This is a genomic window from Bradyrhizobium sp. P5_C12 (assembly GCF_054049735.1).
On the sequence record NZ_JBFULU010000077.1, the window covers coordinates 1 to 22,876 of the forward strand.

Genomic DNA, 22,876 nt, shown 5'->3' on the forward strand with positions numbered 1-22,876 from the left:
CCCCTCACCCCAACCCTCTCCCCGCGAAGAGCGGGGAGAGGGAGAGGAGACAGCCTACGACCCGCCACCCGCAGTCCCCGAATTCACCGGGGCCAGCTCGTCCTCCCGGCAGCGCCAGCCGTCGGCGGCTTTCACGAAGGCGAAGGTGCGCTGGATCCTGAGCCGGCGCGTGACGTTGAAGGAATCCCTCGCATTTTGCTTGGCTTCGGCGGCCGGCTGCGCGCGGCCGAGCTTGAGATCCCAGCAGGTGCCCGTGCAGGTGGACGCGACCTTGCTGCAGGCGGTGAAGGGCGCCAGCACGACCATTTCGATCTCGCCGGTGATCTGCGCCTCCTGCGCCGTCACCTGGCTGTCGACGGCGAAGACGCGGTTGATGCGGACGAAATTGCCGCACGAATTGGCCGCGTGGATTCGCGCGGCGCAGAAATCGATGGCGTCGGTGTCGGGCAGCAAGGCCGCGATCTGCCGGCCGAACACCTTCTTCGGATCGCCCTTGGCGGCGAGGATATCGCCGGTCTTGCGCTTCAGATAGTCGGCGAGACAGTCTTCCGCGGACTCGAGCTCCCCGAGCGGCACGTTCTCCTTGCCGACGAGATTGCATTTGCGGTCGCGCTCCCGGGTCCACCGGCCATATTCAGCGAAGGCAAAGCGCGCCGCAGTCTGATCGAGCTTGCCGATCAAGCCGAGCACCTGGCCATTGAGCTCGGTTTCGGCGACCGCCAGCGACGGATCTGCGCAGATCAGCGCGCCGGCGGCGGTGTTGGCTGCGAGACAGTCGAAATCCGGATCGCGCAGGATCGCGGTACGCTCGTCGGTCACCTTGAGGAGGCAGGCCTTCACCCGGTCGAAATCCTCGTAGCGGACCCCGGTCTGGCCGATGATGCCGCAACCGAGGCTGCGTTGCCGGATCCAGATCGCGTTCTCCTCGATCGCCGGCAGGCGATCGGGCAGGCGGGCGAGGCGTGCTTCGATCGCCGCACTCAGCTTCTCTGCGGCGGCGGCGAGCTCGGCATCACCGCAGAACAGTTGATTGGCGGGATCGCGGTTCTGCTGGCAGCCGTTCTTGGCGAACAGCGGCAGCCTGTCGGCGATCGAGCGGTCGGATGAGACGGATTGCGCGGTGGCGGAGGCCGCAGGCCAAGCCAGCAGCGCAAGCACAGTCAGCACGATGAACCGCATTCCGATCGTCCCCCAGCATGGTCGAAGCCATGCTAGCGTCCCGGATCGCGCGGTGGAATGGGTTTGTGGAGCGACGGTTTACGTGAGACCCGTTGGCTCCATCCGGGCTACAAGCTGGATCAGTGCGCCTCGGCCGTGGTCATCGACAACTGTACCGGTTCGTCGACATATTTCATCACGGCGGACCGATAGAGCACGAACAGCGGCTGGTAGCTCCGTGCATCGTCGTCTTCGACCATCGCCATGCGGCGGTTGTCGAGCATCAGCCAATGGCCGTCGAGCTTTGCTGCGGCAACGGCATGCTCTTCGCCGGCGCGGGTGTCGCGCACCACGACGATGCGGAGGTCTTCGGCCGCGACGCCGGCGAGCCGCAGCGCAGCCAGCTTGGCGATGGCGTAGTCCTCGCAATCGCCGGCGCCGCGCTGGAAGGTCGCGAGCGGCGAGCTCCAGACGTCCTCAGTGCCGTCATTGGCGGCCCGGATGGCGAGATTGATGGCGCGGTTGGTCTCGCCCAGCCGCGCGCGGCCGTCACGGCTGCGGGCCTGGTCCACGATCGCGAGCAACTTCAGCGCCGCAGGCGAGGCGCAATTGTCGCGATCGCCGTCGCACAGCGCGAGCTGCACCATGTCGTCGTCGAGCCTCTCTTTCAGCGCGAACCATTTCTGTTGCAGGCTGCCGGTGGAGATGGCGAAGGCGAACACGCCGAACGGCTCGGCGGATTTGCGCACGAGAACGCCGGCGCCCGGCGACAGCAGCGTGCCGGCACGAAGGTCGGCGGCCGATCCGAACAGGATCAATCCGCACAGGACGAGCGTTGCGCGCCAGGCGCGCATGTGAGCAGCGGTCTCCATCTGACATCCCCTTCCGGCTTCGCCAGGTCCCCCTCGACCTGTACGTGCCGGGCTTTGTTGCTTCGCGGAGATAGTGCGAGACGGGCCGTTTTGTTCTGCTTAACGCGACCGGCAGGGGTCCCAAAACCGTGTGGCAGGCTGAAATGGCCCTGTCCAATTTCCGTAAAATTTTACGAATCGGGGGTAGGAGGACGGCGGTGGCCCGCGAAGCTGAGCCGATTGCAGGCATAAGTTGCGGGGGAGGCCGATTCTGCGTCCTATGGCTAACGACCCCGCGATTTCACGGGTTCTGTTAGTTAGGTCACAGATTTAGTTCCGTATTTGCCGCAGGATGCTGCGGGGCAGCACGAAGAAAAGATGACAAAAGTATCTATTGTTGAATTTCTACAATAGAATACATGGGATGACTGGAAATGGGCGCAGACAAGCGAAGTTATACTTATAGATATTTCAAAAATTACTCTGGCTTCTCTACCAGAACGCCGCCGGACGGAGCGATCGACGGCTTGGTGATGCGAAATCACACAAGCAATAGATTGTTTCACTAAGGACTTGGTAATGATATGCAAGCTTAGGCGGTGGATACTTACTTAGATTTTAACCCTTTTTTGGTGCCCGATTGAATTACGCTGGCAAATTTGACGCCGCGATTTCCATGCACGGCCCGGGTTTCCGCGCGCCTGCCGATGGCCACGTCGATTCCTTTACGGCCAAGGCGCACGGTTCCGTACCCGAAGGCGCGTTCGTTGTTCCCGATCCCAACCTGATCTTTCATGGCGACTTCAAGCGCGCCGGCGCTGATCTCGTGCTGTCCCATGATGGTCACGAGTTTGTGGTTCACGATTATTTTAGGGGCGACAAGCGCGCGGCGCTCTCATCGCCGGATGGCGCGCATCTCACCGGCGACGTTGTCAACGCGCTCACCGGCCATGTGCAATACGCTCAGGCCGCGCCCGGCATCGCCGCCGCGCAGGTCATCGGCCACGTCACGAAACTCTCCGGCAGCGCGACCGCGATCCGCAACGGCGTCTCCGTCATCCTGAACAATGGCGACAACGTCGAGAAGGGCGATGTGGTCTCGACTGGCGGGGACTCGACGCTCGGCATCACCTTCATCGACGGCACGGTGTTCGGCCTGTCCTCCAATGCGCGGATGGTGCTGAACGAGATGGTCTACGACCCCAACGGGTCGAGCAATTCCTCGCTGCTCAGCCTCGTCGCGGGCACCATCACCTTCGTTGCCGGCGAGACCGCCAAGCACGGCGACATGAAGGTCGACACGCCGGTCGCCACCATGGGCATCCGTGGCACGGCCGTGCTGACCCAGATCAATTTCGTCGTTCCGTCCGGCGGCGGCGATCCGCAGCCGCAGGCGAGCTTCCAGGTGCTGGTCGAGCCGAACGGCACCACCGGCTCCTACATCCTGTTCGACAAGGTCACGCTGCTGCCGATCGCGACGGTCAACCAGGCCGGCCAGATGATCCAGATCAGCGGCGGCAACGTCTCGATCAGCAACGCGCTGATGTCGCCGGACATCCAGAAGCTGATCACGGACGTGTTCACGCTGAAGTTCACCGATAACAACACCAACACCAAGCTGACCACGAACTTCACCGACACGATCACGCAGACCGGCAATATTGTCGTGATCAAGACGGACACCGGTGCCACCGCGACCGCGACCTTCACGAATCTCAATCAGCCGGGATCGGAGGGGCCTGGCCATAATCCGTCGACCAGCACCCGCATTCCCGGTCCGCCCGATTCGCGCAGCCTCGACCTCAACGGCAATGTGAAGACGGCGTTCGCGCTGACCGAGCGCGCGGACACGACCGGCGACACCACGCATTCCGACACGGTTTCCGGCCGGATCACCTTCGTCGACCAAAATCTGGGCGATCGGCCGACGGTGAGCGTGAATCTCGCCGGCGCGCCGAACTACGTCTACAAGACCGCCGGCCAGCAGGACGTCACCGGCACGCTCTCCGCGCTCCAGAAGCAGGACATCGCGGCGACGCAGATCCAGATCAACGTCGCCGCAGACGGCGGCAACAACAACAACGGCTCGGCGGTCTGGACCTATACGATTCCCGACCACGTCTTCGACTTCCTCGCGGCCGGCGAAACGCTGACGCTGACCTATATGGTCCGCATCGACAATAATTTCGCGGTCAACCCCGAAACCACCTTCATCCCGATCACCATCACGATCACCGGCACCAACGACAAGCCGGTGATCACCACCGGCGTTCCGGTCATCACCTTCGAAGGCGGTACCAGCGTTCCGGGTGGCCCGCTCAGCAGCGATGTGCCGACGACGGGCACGCTGAACTTCGACGACGTCGATCTCACCGACAAGCACACGGTGTCGGTGGCGCTGACCAGCGCGACCCTGCCTGGCGCCACCGTGCCGCCGGGCCCGCTCGCGGCCTTCCAGAGCGCGATGTCGGTCGCGATCGCGGCGGGCGCCGACAGCACCGGGGACGGCACCGGCACCATCAACTGGTCGCTGGCCGATCTGCCGGTCTATCTCGCCGACTTCATCCCGAAGGGCACGGTGCTGACGCTGGTCTACACCGTGACGCTCACTGACTTGCAAGGCGCCACCTCGCAGCAGACCATCACCGTCACGATCACCGGCACCGACGCGCMCGCGGTGGTGTGGATCGCGACCGACAAGGCCGGCGCGCCCTCCGGCGGCTTCTGGAAGGACGCGGCCAACTGGGAAACCGGCACGGTCCCGACCATCGATGACGACGTCATCGTCATCACCGATCAGCTGCACGGCCTGACGCCGTCCTATCCGGTGACGATCGACGCCGCGGCCTACGCCAAGTCGATCACGATGAACGACTTTGGCGGCCCGCCGCCGAAAGTGATCAACCAAAGCTCGCTGACGGTTGCCGGCGCGCTCAACATGAGCGCCGACTCGATCTTCATCAATGCCGCGACCGGCACGATGTCTGTCGGCGGCAAGGCCGAGATCCTGGACACGGCCGTGCTCACCAATGCCGGCCATCTGACGCTGGCGGGCGGCGGCGATTTCGCCAGCGGCATCACAATCACCAATTCCGGCATGCTGGAGCTGTCCGGCGGCACGCTCAAGACGCTGGCCAACATCGCCAATGCCGGCGGGACCTTGAAGGCCGACGCCGGTACGACGCTGATCGTCGACACCGCCACCATCCATGGCGGCACCGTCACCATCGCCGGGACGCTGGAGCTCGACGGCACCAGTGTCCTCGAGAACGGTACGCTGAACAATTCCGCTGCGGTCAACGTCAAGGGCACGGTGGAATTCGCCCACGAGACCGCTGCCAACACGTCCGGCGGGACAATCAAGGTGCTGGCAAATGGTTGGCTGACCATCGACCAGGGCTCCGGCGTCACCAACACCGGCCACATCACTGTCGATGCCACGGGCAAGTTGACGGTGAACGGCGCCACGATCAGCGGCGCCGGCACGGTGACCGGCAATGGCGAGATCGACCTGACCGGCAACGCGGTCCTGAGCGGCGGTGTTCTGACCAACAATGCCATCTTCAACGTCAGCGGCACCGGCAATGCGCTGGACGGCGAGACGATCACGAACGCGAGCACCATCGAGGTGCTCGCCAACGGCGCGCTGGCGATCGGCCAGGGCTCGACGGTCGACAATTCGAGCGGCAACGTCATCGTCGATGCCAATGCCGCGTTGACCCTGGACGACGCCACCCTCAGCGGCGGCGCTGTCAATGGCAGCGGCACGATCGACGTCACCGTCGCCAGCAAGATCGACGGCGGCGCGACGCTGAGCACGGCCGCCGTCATTGCCGACGCCAAGCTGACGCTGGACGGCGTCACGGTGTCGGGCTCGACGATCACGGACAATTCCAGCATCCAGCTCGACAACACCGTCAAGCTCAAGGACGGCGCCAAGATCCAGGGCGGCCCGGTCACCAACAACGGCACGCTGGAGATCGCCGGCGCGGCGACGCTGCTCAACGACGTTCTCACCAACACCGGCCACACCGTAACAATCGACGATGGCCAGACGCTGACGCTGTCCGGCACCGAGATCACCGGCGGCACCATCAACAATTTCAACGGCGCGTCGGGCGGCACGATCGACGTCACCGGCGACAGCAAGATCGACGGCAATGCGACGCTGAACAAGGGCGCGGTCACGGTCGAGAGCGGCAAAATGCTGACGCTCGATGATGCGACCGTAGCGGGGAGCGCGATCACCAATAGCGGCATCGTCAAGGTCGACGCGAGCAAGAAGCTGACGCTGGCAGGTGCGAGCCTGACCGGCGGCACGCTCACCATCGTCGGCACGCTGGCGTCCTCCGGCGCCACGACGATCACCGATGCCAATATCTCGAACAGCTATCTGCTCGAGTCGACCCTCGGCGGCCTGCTGGCGCTGGTGGCGACGACTCCCGCCGCCGCCATCACGAACGGCGGCATCATCCAGGCCAATGGCGCCGAGCTCGACATCAACGGCGAGGCCGTCGCCAACACCGGCACGCTGGCCGCGATCAATGGCGGCACGCTGAAGCTGATCTCGACCACGGTGACCAATAGCGGCAGCGGCACGGTGTCGGTCGAGTCCGGCTCGACGCTCGATCTTGCTGGCGCGACCATCAACGGCGGCACTGTGACGATTTCGGGCACGCTGGAGTCGACCGGTACGAGCGCCATCAACAATGGCGACATCACCAACAACGGCACGATCACCGTCACCAGCGGTACGCTGACGATCGATCCCCCCGTGCTCCACACCATCACCAATCACAATCTGATCCAGGCGAGCGGCGGCGAGCTCGACATATCCGGCGACCTGATCATCAACACCGCCAATATCAAGGCGATCAACGGCGGCACGTTGAAGCTGACGACGGTCACCGTCACCAATACCGGCGGGACGATCACGGTCGACGGCACGTCGAAACTCTATCTGTCGGATGTCACCGTCAATGACGGCAGCCTGAACAATTCCGGAAATCTCTACGGCGTCTCCGGCGCGAACATCGTCTCGGCGGCGGTCGCCAACAACGGCACCATCGAGGTGCAGGCCGGGACGCTGAATCTCGCCGGCGGCCTCACTGGCGGCGGCTCGGTGACGATCGACAACGGCGCGACGCTCGAACTTGCGGGGGCGAACGCACAGACCATTACCTTTGCCGGCGGCACCGATACGCTCCAGCTCGACAAGGTCGTCGGCCAGAGCTTTACCGGCACCATCGCCGGCCAGTCGACGAAAGCCGGCACGTTCACGATCAAGGGCGCGGCCGACATCACGACAACGAGCGGCGATGCGCTCGACTTCACCGCGTCGGGCGGCACGCTTGCCACGCCCGCCGACATCGTTCTCACGCCCACCGGTGCCCTGACCGGCGCCGCCAACGGCATCGTCGTCACCCAGAACGGCACCGGCGGCATTTCGCTCACGGCGAGTGGCAACATCACGGGCCAGAACGGCCACGGCATCTGGCTGCGCGACAGCGCGACCGGCGCCGGCAACATCACGGTCAACAATCTCACCGGCAAGGCGACTGGCACCGGCGCGAATTCGGTCGGTGTGCTCGTCGAGAATTTGAACGTCGCCAACAACGGTGCCATCTCGATCACCCAGCTCGGCGGCGCCGTCGGCGGCGCATACGGCATCGATGCGGTCACGGCAGGCGGCGGCGACGTCACCATCGACGCCGGCGGCACCATCACGGGTGGCTCGATCTACGGCATCCGGTCGCGCAGCTATGGCGCCGGCGACCAGACCGTCACGACCGAGGCCGGCAGCGTCATCACCTCGGGCAGCTCGGGGATCGTCGCGGTCAACCGTGCGACGTCTCTCAGCGACCTGGCCGGCAGCACCATCACGATTAACGCCTACGGCACGATCAATTCCGGCAGCAGCCTGAACCTGGCCGGCAATCTGCCGGGCGGCATCGAAGCCGGCTACACCGGTGCCACCACCGGCACCAACGCCAATACCGGCGTCAACGGCACGGTCGTCGTCAACAACCATGCCAACATCACCGCTGCGGCCGGTTACGGCATCAACGCCTATAATTACGGCAATGGCGATGTCACGGTGACCAGCGCCGGCGGGACCGCGATTTCCGTCGCCGGCCCCCTGAGTATCGGCATCAACGCCTCGGCATTGAGCGGCGGCACCGGCGATGTGACGATCGCGCTCGGCGCGAACGTCACGATCTCGGGCGCGACGAGCTACGGCATCAGGGCCTACAGCATCGATGCGGGCGACATCAGCGTCACACTCGCGAGCGGCGACAGCATTACGTCGGGCAGCTCCGGCATCGTGGCGGTGAACTATGCGGCCGCGATCGCGAGCGGCGTGGGCAGCACGATCTCGGTGAAGGCGCACGGCACCATCCATTCCGGCTCGACCCTGAACAACGACGCAACCACACCGGGCGGAATCATCGCCGGCTACAAGCCGGGCGGCACCGGCGTCTTCTCGAGCGCGGTGACGGGCAACGTCATCGTCGAGAGCGATGCGACGATCATCGCCGATGCCGGCTACGGCATCGAGGCGTTCACCTACGCGGCCGGCGACATCACGGTCACGACCGGCGCGACGTCGTCGATCACCGCCGCGGGCACCGCGATCGGCGCGTTCGATCACGGCGGCGGCGATGTCAGTGTCACCAACAATGGCGCCGCCACCGGCACGGTCGGCCTGGCCGCCCTTGCCAACGGCGCCGGCGACATCACCATCGTCAATCATGGTGGTATCACCAGCACGAGCCTCGCCGGCATCAGCGTCACCCAGAACGAGGCCGGCGCGACCGGCTCGACCCACATCACCAATACCGGCTCGATCGTGGCGCCCAGCGCCCATGCGGCGATCTATATCCAGGAGAACACGGCCGGCGGCTCCGCGGTGATCGACAATTGCGCCACCGGAACGATCGGACCTGCGATCGCCTCCGCGGCGACCTACGCCATCGTCGAGACCGGCGGCGCCATCACGATCAACAATGCCGGCCACATCAACGGCAATATCTCGGTCGCCACCGCGACCTTCAACAACGAGCTGGGTGGCACCTGGACCGTCGCCGGCACCAGCGTGTTCGGCAATCTGTCCTCGATCAGCAACGCCGGCGAGATCGATCTCCTCAACGGCGCCTCGGTGTCCGGCACCAGCCTGAGCATCGCCAATTCCCACGACATCGACAGCTGGGGCACGGCGTCGATCTCCGGCACCATCACCAATACCGGCAGCATCGAGGTCCACACCGGGACCCTGACGCTGTTCGGCAAGCTGTCCGGCTCCGGCTCGGTCGCGATCGATGCCAACGCGACGCTCGAGGTCAACGCCACGGTCTCGCAGACCATCACGTTCGCGGGCAGCGGCGCCGAGCTCCAGATCGATACGGGAAGCTTCGGCGGGTCGATCGCGGGCTTCGCCGCGACCGACAAGCTCGACCTGTCGACCATCACATATGATGGCGGCACCTCGGCGACCTACGACCCCGTCACCGGCAATCTCGTCGTGAGCGACGCCTACGGCCACACCATCACGGTGAAGCTCATCGGTGCCGATTACAGCAACGCGCATTTCGCCAGCAGCAGCGACCTTCATGGCGGCACGCTGATCACGCTCAATGCCGCGGACGACGCGCCGGCCTTCACCGCAGCCGAGACCTCGCAGAGCGCGAGCTTCTCCGAGCTTGCGAACACCACCGGTTCCTCCGCGCTCGACCCGGCGTCGGGCGGGACCGGAACGATCCATTTCACCGATATCGACCTGACCGATCGTCCGACCGCGACGATCACCGCTCAGTCGGTCACCGCGCTCGATCACACCACGGCTTTGACGCTGACGCCGGACCAGATCGCCGCTCTGGAACACGCCCTGACCCTTCAGCAGGCCGGCAACACGAACAACGGCACGATCACCTGGAACTATTCGATCGCCGACAACGCACTGGATTTCCTCGGCGAGGGCCAGACCGCGCAGCTCATCTCCACCATCACGCTCGACGACGGTCATAACAAGACCGACACGGCCGAGGTCAAGGTGACGATCACCGGTGCGAACGACGCGCCGGTGCTCAATTACGACCAGATCAGCGTCACGCAGGCCGGCGATCAGGTGACCGTCCACGGCCTGTCGGTCGCCGATCCCGATACCAACGACACCTTCACGGTCGCAGCGACCGCTGTCTCGGGCAGCGTGAACCCCTCATCGGGGGCCGGTTCCTTGGCCATCGTCAATTCGGCGCTCCAGGCGCTGACCTACACCGAGGCGAACGGCGGGCCCGCCACGGACAAGGTTGCGGTCTCCGTCACCGATGCGCACGGCGCCAGCGACACGATCAACCTGATCTTCAACCTGTCTGAGGGTGCGGCGAGTCTCATCGGCACGACCGGCAAGGACGTGTTCTTCGGGACGACCGGCTATCAGGACCAGTTCGTGTTCGCGGCCAATTCCAACCACGACACGATCGTGAACTTCACGTCGGGCACAGACCACATCGACTTGTCGTTCCTGAACGCCTCCAACACTTCCGCCTGGATGGCTCAACATGTGGCCGCGTCAGGGACTGACACCCTGATCACGATCGATGCGGCCGACACCATCCTCGTGAAGGGCGTCAACCTCCAGGCGAACGATTTCATCCTTCACGTCACCTAGCGGCTGCGCCTCCCCGAAAACCGTGCGTCATTCCGCCTTGACCGCGGCAAAAAATCCATAATCCTGCACAGTCAGGAATAGCCAATCGGGCGCGGGCGCTCCATGATCGGTGCGCATGGCGCGAGGCAGCTAGGATATCCGACCAGCATGAAGCGTCTCAAGATCCTGCGGCGGTGGTTCACGCGGAAGTTCGGCCTTGCGCGGCTGATGTGCCTTGCGCTGCTGGTCCTGTTCGCCGGCTTCCGCATCTGGGATCCGCCGCCGATCCAGGAATTGCGGCTGCGCACCTTCGACATGTTTCAGCTGATCGATCCGCGCCACAAGACAGCGCGGCCGGTCACCATCGTCGATATCGACGACAAGAGCCTCGCCAAGCTCGGCCAGTGGCCATGGCCGCGCACGCGGATTGCCGATTTGATCCTCAATCTCACCGCCAACGGCGCGGTCGCGATCGGTTTCGACGTGGTGTTTTCGGAGGCCGACCGGCTCAATCCGGATCTGGTCGCGAGCCAGATGCGCTATCTGGACGACGCCACCCGCGCCAAGCTGCGCGAGCTGCCGAGCAACGACCAGATCCTCGCCGAAGCAATCAAGCGCTCGCACGTGGTGCTGGGCGAGACCGGGCAGCCGGCCGTGTCGTCCGAGATCGACAAGACGCTGCCCTTCACCGGCGTGGCGACGGTCGGCGAAGCGGATGCCGAACGCTTCCTGTTCGAATTCCCCGGGCTGCTGCGCAACGTGCCCGAGATCGAGAAGGTCGCCGCAGGCCGCGGCCTGTTCACGATCAAGACCGAGCGCGACGGCCTGATCCGCCGCGTGCCGATGGTGATGCGCGCCCAGGGCAACATCATGCCCTCGCTCAGCCTCGAAATCCTGCGGGTCGTCACCGGCACGCCGACGCTGCTGATCAGGACCGACAAGACCGGCGTGCGGGGCGTGCGCCTCAAGGGCGTCGAGATCCCGACCGACAGAAACGGCCAGCTCTGGGTGCATTACGCCCGCCAGGATCACTCGATCTATGTCTCGGCAGCCGACGTGCTCGACAACGCCGTGCCGCCTGCAAAAATCGCCGGCAAGCTGGTGCTGGTCGGCACCTCCGCGGTGGGGCTCAACGACATCAAGACCACGCCGGTGTCGTCGACCATGCCGGGGGTCGAGATTCATGCCCAGGTGCTCGAAAGCGTGCTGAGCGGGGCGGTGATCTCACAGCCGAACTATGCGTTCGGCGTCGAGCTGCTGGCAGCACTCGTCATCGGCCTTCTCGTCATCATCTTCACGCCGAATCTCGGCCCCGTGCGCCTGGTGCTGGCGGGCGCGATGTTCGCCGCGATCCTGGTCGGCGTCTCCTGGTTCTTCTATGCGCAGCACCGCTATCTGATCGACTTCACCTATCCGCTGCTGTCGACCACGGCGGTCTATTTGACGCTGATTTTCGCCAGCTTCGTGCGCGAGCAGCGGCAACGTGTGCAGATCCGCGGCATGTTCGCGCAATACATGTCGCCGGTTCTGGTCGAGCAGCTCGCGCAGTCGCCGGAAAAGCTCGTGCTCGGCGGCGAGGAGCGCCAGATGACGATCATGTTCTCCGACGTGCGCGGCTTCACCACGATCTCGGAGACCTACAAGCACGATCCGCAAGGGCTCATCGCGCTGATGAACCGCTTCCTGACGCCGCTAACCGACGTGATCATCGAGCAGAAGGGCTATATCGACAAATACATGGGCGACGCCATCATGGCGTTCTGGAACGCGCCGCTCGACGATGCCGAGCACGAGCTCAACGCCTGCGAGGCCGCGATCCAGATGCTCGAGCAGATCGACGCGGTCAACAAGGAGCGCGAGCAGGAAGCCGCCGACGGCGGCCACGTCTACATCCCGCTCAATGTCGGCATCGGCCTCAACACCGGCATCGGCGTGGTCGGCAACATGGGCTCCGATCTGAAGAAGAACTATTCGGTGCTGGGCGACAGCGTCAACCTGGCCTCGCGCCTGGAAGGGCAGTCCAAGGAATACGGCTTTCCGATCATCGTCGGCTCCAGGACCGCGCTCGCCGCCAAGGACAAGTTCGCGATCCTCGAGCTCGACTTCATCATGGTCAAGGGCAAGACCGAGCCGGAGGTGATCTACGCCATCGCCGGCCGCGACGACGTGATGCGTTCGGGCGCCTTCCAGCGCCTGCGCAACCTCACCATCGAGATGCTCGCCTGCTACCGCGGCCGCGACTGGCAGGGCGCCCTCAACGCGATCGAGCGCGGCCGCCGCAGCGAAGACGCCGACACGCTGGAAAAGCTGTTCAAGCTCTACGAGGCGAGGATCAAGGATTTCCAGCTCAACCCGCCGCCGGAAGGCTGGACCGGCGCCTATGCGCTGCTGACGAAGTAGCGGGTTGCCGGAGTGGTTCGAAGGCCGCCACACACGCGATGTCGTCCTGGCGAACGCCAGGACCCATTACCCCAGGGAGCAGTTACGGCGCCGAGCTATTCACCACCAGCCTTCGCAAAACAAAGGCCGGTGGTAATGGGTCCTGGCGTTCGCCAGGACGACGGCGGAGGTTTTGGCGCGAGTGTGCCTCGCTGGCGTCCCAATAAAGCTGTCGTCCCGGCGCAGGCCGGGACCCATACCCCGCAGCAGAAGTAATTGCGCGAGATCGGAGTTGGCTGTCATCGCCAAACCCAATTTTGTGGCTATGGGTCCCGGCCTGCGCCGGGACGACGGCGTTATTTGCGGACGCTGAGTGCCGGCCTCAGCCCTCAGTCCACCCCGATCGTGGTCAGATCCTGGAACCAGTGCTGCGCCTGGACGAACTGCTTGATCTTCGGCGACAGCGCGTGTGGGTTGGTGTCGTGGACGACCCAGACCAGCGTGGCATCGTCGACGATCAGCGCGTGCGCCTGGGCCAGCAGCGCGTCCTGCTTGGTGCTGTCAAAAGTCTGCTTGGCCTCGTCGATCAGCGCGTCGACCTTCGGGTTCTTGTAGCCGCCCCAGTTGACGCCGACCGGCGCGATCTGGCCCGAATGGAAGAAGCGGACGATGGCGTAGAGCGGGTCCGAGGTGACATAGGCGATGTTGTTGGCGGTGATGCCGGCGTTCATCTCGTCGGCCGCGCCCTTGCGCCAATGCGTATAGAGTGTCTCGAGCTCGACCACCTTGAAGTCGATGTCGATGCCGATCTCCTTGAAGCTCTGCTGCAGGAATTCGTTCATCGGCAGCGACAGCATCTGGCCGGTGCCGCCCTGCGCGATGATGAAGGTGGCCTTCAGCGGCTTGGCCTTGGAGTAGCCGGCTTCCTCGACCAGCTTCTTGGCCGCAGCAGGATCGTATTTCAGCTCGAAGGTCGGCTTGCCGAACCATGGGCTCGACGGGTCGACCTGGCCCTTGGCGGGTTTGGCAAGGCCATTCATCAGGCCGACCACCGCCTCGCGATCGATCGCGAGGTTCAATGCCTTGCGCAGGCGGATATCGGTCCAGGGCGAGCCCGGCAGCACGCTGAGATGATAATTCCAGACATGCGGCGTGACGTTGTCGACGAGCTTCATGCCGGCCGCTTTCAACTGCGGCACGGCGTCCGGCGCCGGCGTCTCGATCAGGTCCACTTGTCCTGCGAGCAGCGCGTTGGTGCGCGTCAGCGCCTCCGGCATCGGCACCAGCACGAGCTTGTCGACCTTGGGAATGCGCTTCTTGTTCCAGTAGTCCGGGTTCTTGCTGAGCTCCGCGAGCTCGCGCGGCACCAGCTTGGTCAGCTTGAACGGGCCGGTGCCGGAGGGCTGGCTGGCGAACTTGTCCCAGTCCTTGCCGAGCTTCTCGTACTGCGTGGGGCTCGATACCAGGAACCACAGCATCTGATAGGGAAAGAACGAGTCGACCGTCTTGGTGGTGATCTCCACCGTGGAATCGTCGATCTTGGCGTAGCTGGCGACCGACGGCAGCCGCGTCTTGACCTGCGCGCTCTGGCGCTTGTCGAATTGCGGCGCCTTGTCGTTGAGCACCTTGTCGAGATTCCAGATCACCGCGTCGGCATTGAACTCGCTGCCGTCGTGAAACTTGACCCCCTTGCGCAAGGTAAAGCGCCATTTGGTCTTGTCGGTGTCGTCGACCTTCCATTCGGTGGCGAGCCCCGGCACCAGCTTGCCGGGTCTGTCGGCGACGTCCATCTCCCAGGCGACCAGCGGATCGTAGATCGTGTAGGCCGTAAACTGATAGGCGCCGGCGCCGCGATCGGGCTGGCCGGTCGTCAACGGAATGTCCGCCATCGAGATGCCGTAGCGCACCACCGTTTCGGCGCGGGCCGAGATTGCGGAAAACGCCAGCGCAAGCACGGCGAGACAGGTCGACAGTCGGATACGCATGGCCCAAGGCTCCAAGGGGAATTGAGGCCGAACTTGCAATCTTGATGCCAGAATAGGCAGCGACGTGCCTTTGCCGACACGTGATCACAAGGACTTGTCGTCGCAGGGGCAATTTGCGGAAAAACTTTCCCCATTGGCATAGCCATTGCATACGTTTGCATCAAAATTAGTCATTGAAAGCCGGAAGAGGACTGAGACGATGCTGATCAAGAAGAACAAGACACGCGCGGCGCTGATCGCGTTGCTGGCACTCGGCAGCGCGGCCGCATGGCCGCGCCTGGCCAGCGCCGAAACCGTGCTGCGCATTGGCATGACCGCTGCCGATATTCCGCGCACGCTGGGCCAGCCCGATCAGGGATTTGAAGGCAATCGCTTCACCGGCCTCACCATGTATGACGCGCTGACCGGCTGGGACTTGTCCTCGGCCGACAAGCCCAGCGTTGTGATCCCCGGCCTTGCCACCGAGTGGAAGGTCGACGATGCCGACAAGACCAAGTGGACCTTCAAGCTGCGCCCCGGCGTCACCTTCCATGACGGCTCGCCGTTCAATGCCGATGCCGTGGTGTGGAACGTCGAGAAGGTCCTGAAGCAGGACGCCCCGCAGTTCGACGCCAGCCAGGTCGGCGTCACCGCCTCGCGCATGCCGACGCTGGCCTCCGCGAAGAAGATCGACGACATGACGGTCGAGCTCACCACCAAGGAGCCCGACAGCTTCCTGCCGATCAACCTCACCAACCTCTTCATGGCGAGCCCGGCGAAGTGGCAGCATTTCTATGACAAGGCGGAAGGCGCCGACGCCAAGGCGAAATCGCAGGCCGCCTGGACCGCGTTCGCCAAGGATGCCGCGGGCACCGGTCCGTGGAAGATGGCGAGCTTCACCCCGCGCGAGCGGCTCGAGCTGGTCAAGAACGCGAGCTACTGGAACAAGGATCGCGTCCCCAAGGTCGACAAGCTGCTGCTGCTGCCGATGCCGGAGGCCAACGCGCGCACCGCGGCGCTGCTGTCCGGACAGGTCGATTGGGTCGAGGCGCCGGCGCCGGACGCGCTGCCCGAGCTCAAGCAGCGCGGTTTCAAGCTCTACGCCAATGAGCAGCCGCACGTCTGGCCGTGGCAGTTCTCGCGCGTCGAGGGCTCGCCCTGGAACGACATCCGCGTGCGCAAGGCGGCAAACCTCTGCGTCGATCGTGAAGGCCTCAAGGACGGCCTGCTCGCAGGGCTGATGGTGCCCGCGAGCGGCACCTTCGAGCCCGGCCATCCCTGGCGCGGCAAGCCGACCTTCGAGATCAAATATGACAAGGCTGCCGCGCAAAAACTGATGCAGGAGGCCGGCTTCGGTCCAGCCAAGAAGCTGACGGTGAAGATCCAGACCTCGGCCTCCGGGTCGGGCCAGATGCAGCCGCTGCCGATGAACGAATATCTCCAGCAGGCGCTGGCCGAGTGCTATTTCGACGTGCAGCTCGACGTCATCGAATGGAATACGCTGTTCACCAACTGGCGCCGCGGTGCCAAGGATCCCACCGCCAACGGCTCGAACGCGACCAACGTCACCTACGCGGCGATGGACCCGTTCTTCGCCTTGGTGCGCTTCCTGCAATCGAGCATGGCGCCGCCGGTCTCCAACAATTGGGGCTTCATCAACAATCCCAAGTTCGACGAGCTGGTGAAGAAGGCGCGGCAGACCTTCGATCCGGCCGCGCGCGACGCCGCGCTCGCCGAACTGCACGCGGCCTCCGTCGACGACGCAGCCTTCCTCTACGTCGCCCACGACGTCGGCCCGCGCGCCATGAGCCCGAAGGTGACCGGCGTGATCCAGCCGAAGAGCTGGTTCATCGACTTCTCGCTGGTGTCGATGAATTAGTGAGACGGCCCTGGCTCTATCAGCGCGTCATGCCCGGGCTTGACCCGGGCATCCACGTCTATCCACTTGCGGTCATTCCGGGGCGATGCGTAGCATCGAACTATGGTGCGCAATTGCGCACCTGAGAATCTCGAGATTCCGGGTTCGATGCTACGCATCGCCCCGGAATGACGGAGTAAGAAGAACGTGGATGGCCGGGACAAGCCCGGCCATGACGATCAAGGTATCTACGCCCTAACCTGAGTAACCGACGTGCTCGCCTATATCGCCAGACGCATCGTCTACGTCATCCCGATCGTCATCAGCGTCGCGCTGGTGTGCTTTCTGCTCGTGCACATCACGCCGGGCGATCCGCTAGTGGCGGTGCTGCCGGCCGATGCATCGCAGGAGCTCGCCGCGCAGCTGCGCGCCGCCTACGGTTTCGACCGGCCGCTGCCGGTGCAGTTCGGCCTGTGGCTGCTGCGTGCCCTTCATGGCGACCTCGGCAATTCCATCGCGACCGGCCGCCCTGTGCTCGCCGAGGTCATGCGCGCGGTCAGCAACACCGTCACGCTGGCGATTGCCGCGGCCATCATCGGCTTCACGATGGGAATCCTGCTTGGCCTGATCGCCGGCTATTTCCGCGAGACCTGGATCGACAAGCTGGCGACCTCCTTTGCCATCGCCGGCGTCTCGGTGCCGCATTACTGGCTCGGCATGGTGCTCGTGATCATCTTCTCGGTCGAGCTGAACTGGCTGCCCGCGGTCGGCGCCGGGCCCGGCGGCTCCGGTGCCTGGGCCTGGGATTGGGCGCACCTGAAATATCTCGTGCTGCCGGCGATCACGACGTCGGTGATTCCGATGGGCATCGTCACCCGCACGGTGCGCGCGCTCACCGGCGACATCCTCTCGCAGGACTTCGTCGAGGCGCTGCGCGCCAAGGGCCTGCACGAGACGGGGGTATTTCGCCACGTCATCAAGAACGCCGCGCCCACCGCGCTCGCGGTGATGGGCTTGCAGCTCGGTTACATGCTTGGCGGCTCGATCCTGATCGAGACCGTGTTCTCCTGGCCGGGCTCGGGCTTCCTGCTCAATTCGGCGATCTTCCAGCGCGACCTGCCGCTGTTGCAGGGCACGATCCTGGTGCTGGCGCTGTTCTTCGTCTTCCTCAATCTGCTGGTCGACATCGCGCAAGCCGCGATCGATCCGCGCATCAAGCGGGGCTAGCGGGATGAGGTGCCACACATTCAGTGTCGTCCCGGCGAAGGCCGGGACCCATAACCCCAGTAAGCGGTTGTGGGACGAGACGACAACCACGAGTTCTCGCCAAACTACCTGTCGTGGCTATGGGTCCCGGCCTTCGCCGGGACGACATTGGAAATTGCGGCAATGAGCGAGCTTCCGTTGTCCGTCCCCAGCGATGCCGCGCTCCAGGCCGCGCCGGCGACCAAGGCGCGCGGCTATTGGGCAACCGTCGGCCGCCGCATCCGGCGCGACAAGGTCAGCATGGCCTGCGCGTTCGTGCTCCTGCTCATCTTCGTGTCCGCGATCCTCGCGCCCTGGCTCGGGCTGGAGGATCCCTACAAGGGCTCGATGATCCGCCGCCTTCGCCATATCGGCACGGTCGGTTATCCGCTCGGCACCGACGAGCTCGGCCGCGACATGCTGGCGCGGCTGATCTATGGCGGGCGGCTGTCGCTGCTGATCGGCATCTTGCCGGTCATCCTCGCCTTCGGCATCGGCATCTCGCTCGGCCTCGTCGCCGGTTATGTCGGTGGCAAGCTCAACACCGCGATCATGCGCACGATCGACGTGTTCTACGCCTTTCCGTCCGTGCTGCTGGCGATCGCGATCTCCGGCGCGCTGGGGGCGGGCATCCTCAATTCCATCGTGTCGCTGACCGTCGTGTTCGTGCCGCAGATCACCCGCGTCGCCGAGAGCGTCACCACCGGCGTCCGCAACATGGATTTCGTCGAGGCCGCGCGCGCCTCCGGCGCGGGGCCCTTCACCATCATGCGCGTGCATATCCTCGGCAACGTGCTCGGCGCGATCTTCGTCTATGCCACCAGCCTGATCTCGGTGTCGATGATCCTGGCGGCAGGTCTCTCCTTCCTCGGGCTCGGTACAAAACCGCCGGAGCCGGAATGGGGCCTGATGCTGAACACGCTGCGCACCGCGATCTACGTCAATCCCTGGGTTGCGGCGTTGCCGGGCGCGATGATCTTCGCGGTCTCGATCTGCTTCAACCTGCTCTCGGACGGCCTGCGCAGCGCCATGGACATCAGGAACTAGGCCATGAGCGAAACCAACGCCTCCGTCGCAATGCTGGAGCCCGTCGAAGACCGCGGCGGCGTCGCGCAGCCGCTGCTTCAGGTCAACGGCCTGACCAAGCATTTTCCGGTTCGTGGCGGATTGTTCGCCGCGAAACGCACCGTGCGCGCGGTGGATAATGTCTCCTTCTCCGTCGCCAAGGGCGAGACGGTCGGCATCGTCGGCGAATCCGGCTGCGGCAAGTCGACCACCGCGCGTCTGCTGATGCACCTGATGCCGCGCGATACCGGCGATATCATCTATGACGGCATGAGCGTCGGCCAGTCCTTGTCGCTGCGCGAATTGCGCCGCGGCATGCAGATGGTGTTCCAGGATTCCTATGCCTCGCTCAATCCGCGCCTGACGATCGAGGAATCGATTGCGTTCGGCCCAAAGGTCCACGGCATGGCCGATGGCGCGGCGCGGGCGCTGGCGCGCGAGCTGCTCGGCAAGGTCGGCTTGCGGCCGGAGAACTTCGCCAACCGCTACCCGCACGAGATTTCCGGCGGCCAGCGCCAGCGCGTCAACATCGCACGCGCGCTGGCGCTGTCGCCGCGGCTGGTGATCCTCGATGAAGCGGTCTCCGCGCTCGACAAATCGGTCGAGGCGCAGGTGCTCAATCTGCTGGCCGACCTCAAGCGCGAGTTCGGCCTGACCTATCTCTTCATCAGCCACGACCTCAACGTCGTGCGCTACATCTCGGATCGCGTGCTGGTGATGTATCTCGGCGAGGTCGTCGAGCTCGGCCCGGTCGACCAGGTCTGGGATAGGCCTGCGCATCCCTATACGCGCGCGCTGCTGGCTGCGATGCCGTCGTCAGACCCGGACCGGCGGACCGAACAGCCGCCGATCACCGGCGATCCGCCCAATCCGATCGATCCGCCCCCGGGCTGCCGCTTCCACACCCGTTGTCCGTTTGCGGAGCCGCTCTGCGCAAATGCGACACCAAAGCTCACTGCGCTGGATAGTATGGGCCACGAGGCCGCCTGCTACATGGCGATCCCGGGTTCGGGCCATAGCCGCGCGCCGAGAGAGGAAACCGCATGACGAGACCGACGACCAAAGAGATCAAGGCGACGGCGCAAATCGCCGGAATCCCCGTCGACGACGAGATCGCGACGCGCATCTCCAATTCCATCGGACCTGCCTTCGAAGGCTTTGCGGCCATCGCCGGCACGCTGCCGTTCGATCTCGAGCCGGCGCTCTACGTGCTCGCGCAGACCCGGAAGGTTTCGAAATGAGCACCGAACCCGCATTGATGACGCTGACCGGGGTCGCGCGCGCGATCGCGATGAAGCAGCTGTCCTCGCATGAGGTGACGCGCGCGCTGCTGAGCCGCATTGCGCAGTGGCAGCCGCATCTCAACGCCTTCATGTCGATCGAAGCGGAGGCGGCGCTGAAGGCGGCCGATGCCGCCGACGCCGCGCTCGCCAAGGGCGAGGTGCGTGGCCCGCTGCATGGCGTGCCGCTGGCGCACAAGGACATGTATTACGACGCAGGCCATGTCGCGACCTGCGGCTCGCTGATCCGCCGCGATTTCGTCGCGACCACGACCTCCACCGCCTTGCAGCGGCTGAAGGACGCCGGCCAGGTCCGGCTCGGCACGCTGCATCTGGCCGAATTCGCCTATGGCCCGACCGGCCACAACGCCCATTACGGTCCGGTGCGCAATCCCTGGAACGTCGCGCACATCACCGGYGGCTCGTCGTCGGGGTCCGGCTCGGCGGTTGCGGCGCGGTTGACCTATGCGGCGCTCGGCTCCGACACCGGCGGCTCGATCCGCATGCCCGCGCATTTCTGCGGCGTCACGGGATTGAAGACCACCTGGGGCCGCGTCAGCCGCGCCGGCGCGATGCCGCTGTCGCAATCGCTCGACACCGTCGGGCCGCTTGCCCGCACCGCCGAGGACTGCGCGCTGCTGCTGGCGCTGATGGCCGGTCCCGATCCCGAGGATTCGACCGCGAGCCACGCGCCGCTGTCGGACTATGTCGCAGCGACCAAGGGCTCGCTGAAGGGCCTGAAGATCGGCGTGCCGTCCTCGTTCTATGTCGACGATCTCGACGGCGAGGTCGCGCGCGTGCTGGACGAGACCATCGCCGTGCTCAAGCGCGAGGGCGCCGACATCGTCACGGTCGAGCTGCCGGATCAGCGGCAATTGTCGTCGGCGAGCCAGCTCGTGCTGGCGGCCGAAGCCGCCGCCTTCCACAAGCGCTGGATGATCGAGCGCCCGCAGGATTATGGCCCGCAGGTGCTGATGCGGCTGCAGAACGGGCTCGCCGTGCCCGCCATCACCTATCTCGAGGCGATGCGCTGGCGTGGGCCGGCGCTCGCCGCGCACAATGCGGCGACCGCCAATGTCGATGCGGTGATCGCGCCGGCCTCACCGGTGCCGGCGCCGACCATCGCGGAGAGCGATGTCGGCGGCGGACCGAACGCGCCAGCGTTGTTGCAGCGGCTGACGCTGTTCACCCGTCCGGTGAATTTCCTCGGCCTGCCGTCGCTGACCGTGCCGTCGGGCTTCACCAGGGCCGGCCTGCCGGTCGGCATGCAGCTGATCGGCCGCTCCTTCGACGAGGCGACCTTGCTCACCATCGGCGCCGCGTTCCAGCGCGTGACCGATTACCACGACCGGGTACCGAAACTGCCGTCATGACAAAGCTCGTCGACATCTCAGGCCTCAACATCTGCTTCACCGGCGAGCGCACGGTCTATGCCGTGAACGATCTCAGCCTCTCGCTCGGCGATGGCGAGGTGCTGGGCTTGCTCGGCGAGTCCGGTTCGGGCAAGAGCGTGACGCTGCGCGCGCTGATGCGGCTGCTGCCGAAGAAGCGCACGCAGATCTCCGGCCGCGTCAATGTTCTGGGACGCGACGTGCTCGCCATGAACGACGAGGAGCTGTCGTCGTTCCGCGGCCAGACCGTCTCGATGATCTTCCAGGAGCCCGCGCTCGCGCTCGATCCGGTCTACACCATCGGCGCGCAGATCGCCGAGAGCGTGGCGCGCCACGAGGGCAAGTCTTATGCGGAGGGCAGGGCACGCGCGCTCGAGATGCTCGAGGTCGTGCGCATCCCTTCCGCCAAGCGCAGGCTCGATGCCTATCCGCACGAGATGTCGGGCGGCATGCGCCAGCGCGCGATGATCGCGTTGGCGCTGGCCTGCCGGCCGAAAATCCTGCTCGCGGACGAGCCGACCACCGCGCTCGATGCCACCGTGCAGATCCAGATATTGTTGCTCTTGCGCGAACTGCAGCGCGAGTTCGGCATGTCCGTCATCTTCGTCACCCACGACATCGGCGTCGCCATCGAGATCTGCGACCGCGTCGCGGTGATGTATGCGGGACAGATCGTGGAGCAGGGCACGTTGCGCGACATCGTCCGCACGCCGGTGCACCCCTATGCCAAGGGGCTGCTCGCCTCGACGATTCACGGCGCGAAGCGGGGGCAGCGGCTCGAGACCATCCCCGGCACGCCGCCGTCGCTGGCCGAGAAGCCGCACAACTGCTCCTTCGCCCCCCGCTGCGCCGTGGCGCAGCCGCGCTGCCTGGAGCAATTGCCGCCGAACGTGGAGGTGGGACCGGGCCGGGCGGCGAGGTGTGTGAACGCGGAAGCGGCGGTGGTTTCTTAGCATCTGGCGAGGTGTCGCTCCGGGGCCGGTGCGCTCCCTCGCCCCGCTCTTGCGGGGAGAGGGTTGGGGTGAGGGGCCTCTCTCC

12 protein-coding genes are annotated in these 22,876 nt (G+C 65.0%); 9 read left to right on the forward strand and 3 right to left on the reverse strand.

The window, feature by feature from the left end:
* Positions 1-54: 54 nt before the first annotated feature.
* Positions 55-1,179, reverse strand: a complete 1,125-nt coding sequence (locus ACXJMY_RS35905; RefSeq protein ID WP_456624081.1) for a lysozyme inhibitor LprI family protein — start codon at positions 1,177-1,179, stop codon at positions 55-57.
* A 119-nt stretch (positions 1,180-1,298) separates the two neighbouring features.
* The gene (locus tag ACXJMY_RS35910; protein ID WP_456624082.1) at positions 1,299-2,030 is read right to left on the reverse strand and encodes a transglutaminase-like cysteine peptidase; all 732 of its coding nucleotides are present in this window, start codon (positions 2,028-2,030) and stop codon (positions 1,299-1,301) included.
* 619 nt (positions 2,031-2,649) lie between these two features.
* Here ACXJMY_RS35910 and ACXJMY_RS35915 point away from each other — a divergent pair.
* Both ACXJMY_RS35915 and ACXJMY_RS35920 read left to right on the forward strand, forming a co-directional pair.
* Entirely contained in the window at positions 2,650-10,677 is an 8,028-nt protein-coding gene (locus ACXJMY_RS35915; RefSeq protein WP_456624083.1) for a beta strand repeat-containing protein, read from the forward strand.
* A gap of 147 nt (positions 10,678-10,824) precedes the next feature.
* Entirely contained in the window at positions 10,825-13,056 is a 2,232-nt protein-coding gene (locus ACXJMY_RS35920) for a CHASE2 domain-containing protein (protein ID WP_456624084.1), read from the forward strand.
* Between the two features lie 368 nt (positions 13,057-13,424).
* On the opposite strand, the gene ACXJMY_RS35925 is transcribed toward ACXJMY_RS35920, so the two are convergent.
* Positions 13,425-15,020: an ABC transporter substrate-binding protein gene (locus tag ACXJMY_RS35925; protein ID WP_456624085.1), complete on the reverse strand. Its 1,596-nt coding sequence runs from the start codon at positions 15,018-15,020 to the stop codon at positions 13,425-13,427.
* Between the two features lie 199 nt (positions 15,021-15,219).
* On the opposite strand from ACXJMY_RS35925, the gene ACXJMY_RS35930 reads away from it, so the two are divergent.
* The 7 genes from ACXJMY_RS35930 to ACXJMY_RS35960 all read left to right on the forward strand — a co-directional run bounded on the left by ACXJMY_RS35930 (position 15,220) and on the right by ACXJMY_RS35960 (position 22,791).
* Positions 15,220-16,878, forward strand: a complete 1,659-nt coding sequence (locus ACXJMY_RS35930; protein ID WP_456624086.1) for an ABC transporter substrate-binding protein — start codon at positions 15,220-15,222, stop codon at positions 16,876-16,878.
* Positions 16,879-17,130: 252 nt separating this feature from the next.
* Positions 17,131-18,084: an ABC transporter permease gene (locus ACXJMY_RS35935; protein ID WP_456624087.1), complete on the forward strand. Its 954-nt coding sequence runs from the start codon at positions 17,131-17,133 to the stop codon at positions 18,082-18,084.
* Between the two features lie 162 nt (positions 18,085-18,246).
* Positions 18,247-19,149 carry an ABC transporter permease gene (locus ACXJMY_RS35940; protein ID WP_456624088.1) on the forward strand — a complete coding sequence of 301 codons (903 nt, stop codon included), beginning with the start codon at positions 18,247-18,249 and terminating at the stop codon, positions 19,147-19,149.
* Between the two features lie 3 nt (positions 19,150-19,152).
* The gene (locus ACXJMY_RS35945; protein ID WP_456624089.1) at positions 19,153-20,214 is read left to right on the forward strand and encodes an ABC transporter ATP-binding protein; all 1,062 of its coding nucleotides are present in this window, start codon (positions 19,153-19,155) and stop codon (positions 20,212-20,214) included.
* The gene (locus ACXJMY_RS35950) at positions 20,211-20,408 is read left to right on the forward strand and encodes a hypothetical protein (protein WP_456624090.1); all 198 of its coding nucleotides are present in this window, start codon (positions 20,211-20,213) and stop codon (positions 20,406-20,408) included. Before ACXJMY_RS35945 ends, ACXJMY_RS35950 begins: the two co-directional genes overlap by 4 nt.
* Positions 20,405-21,820 carry an amidase gene (locus tag ACXJMY_RS35955; protein WP_456624091.1) on the forward strand — a complete coding sequence of 472 codons (1,416 nt, stop codon included), beginning with the start codon at positions 20,405-20,407 and terminating at the stop codon, positions 21,818-21,820. The genes ACXJMY_RS35950 and ACXJMY_RS35955 overlap by 4 nt, the downstream gene beginning before the upstream one ends.
* A complete protein-coding gene (locus ACXJMY_RS35960) occupies positions 21,817-22,791 on the forward strand; it encodes an ABC transporter ATP-binding protein (RefSeq protein WP_456624092.1) in 975 nt (324 codons plus the stop codon). Before ACXJMY_RS35955 ends, ACXJMY_RS35960 begins: the two co-directional genes overlap by 4 nt.
* Positions 22,792-22,876: the final 85 nt, after the last annotated feature.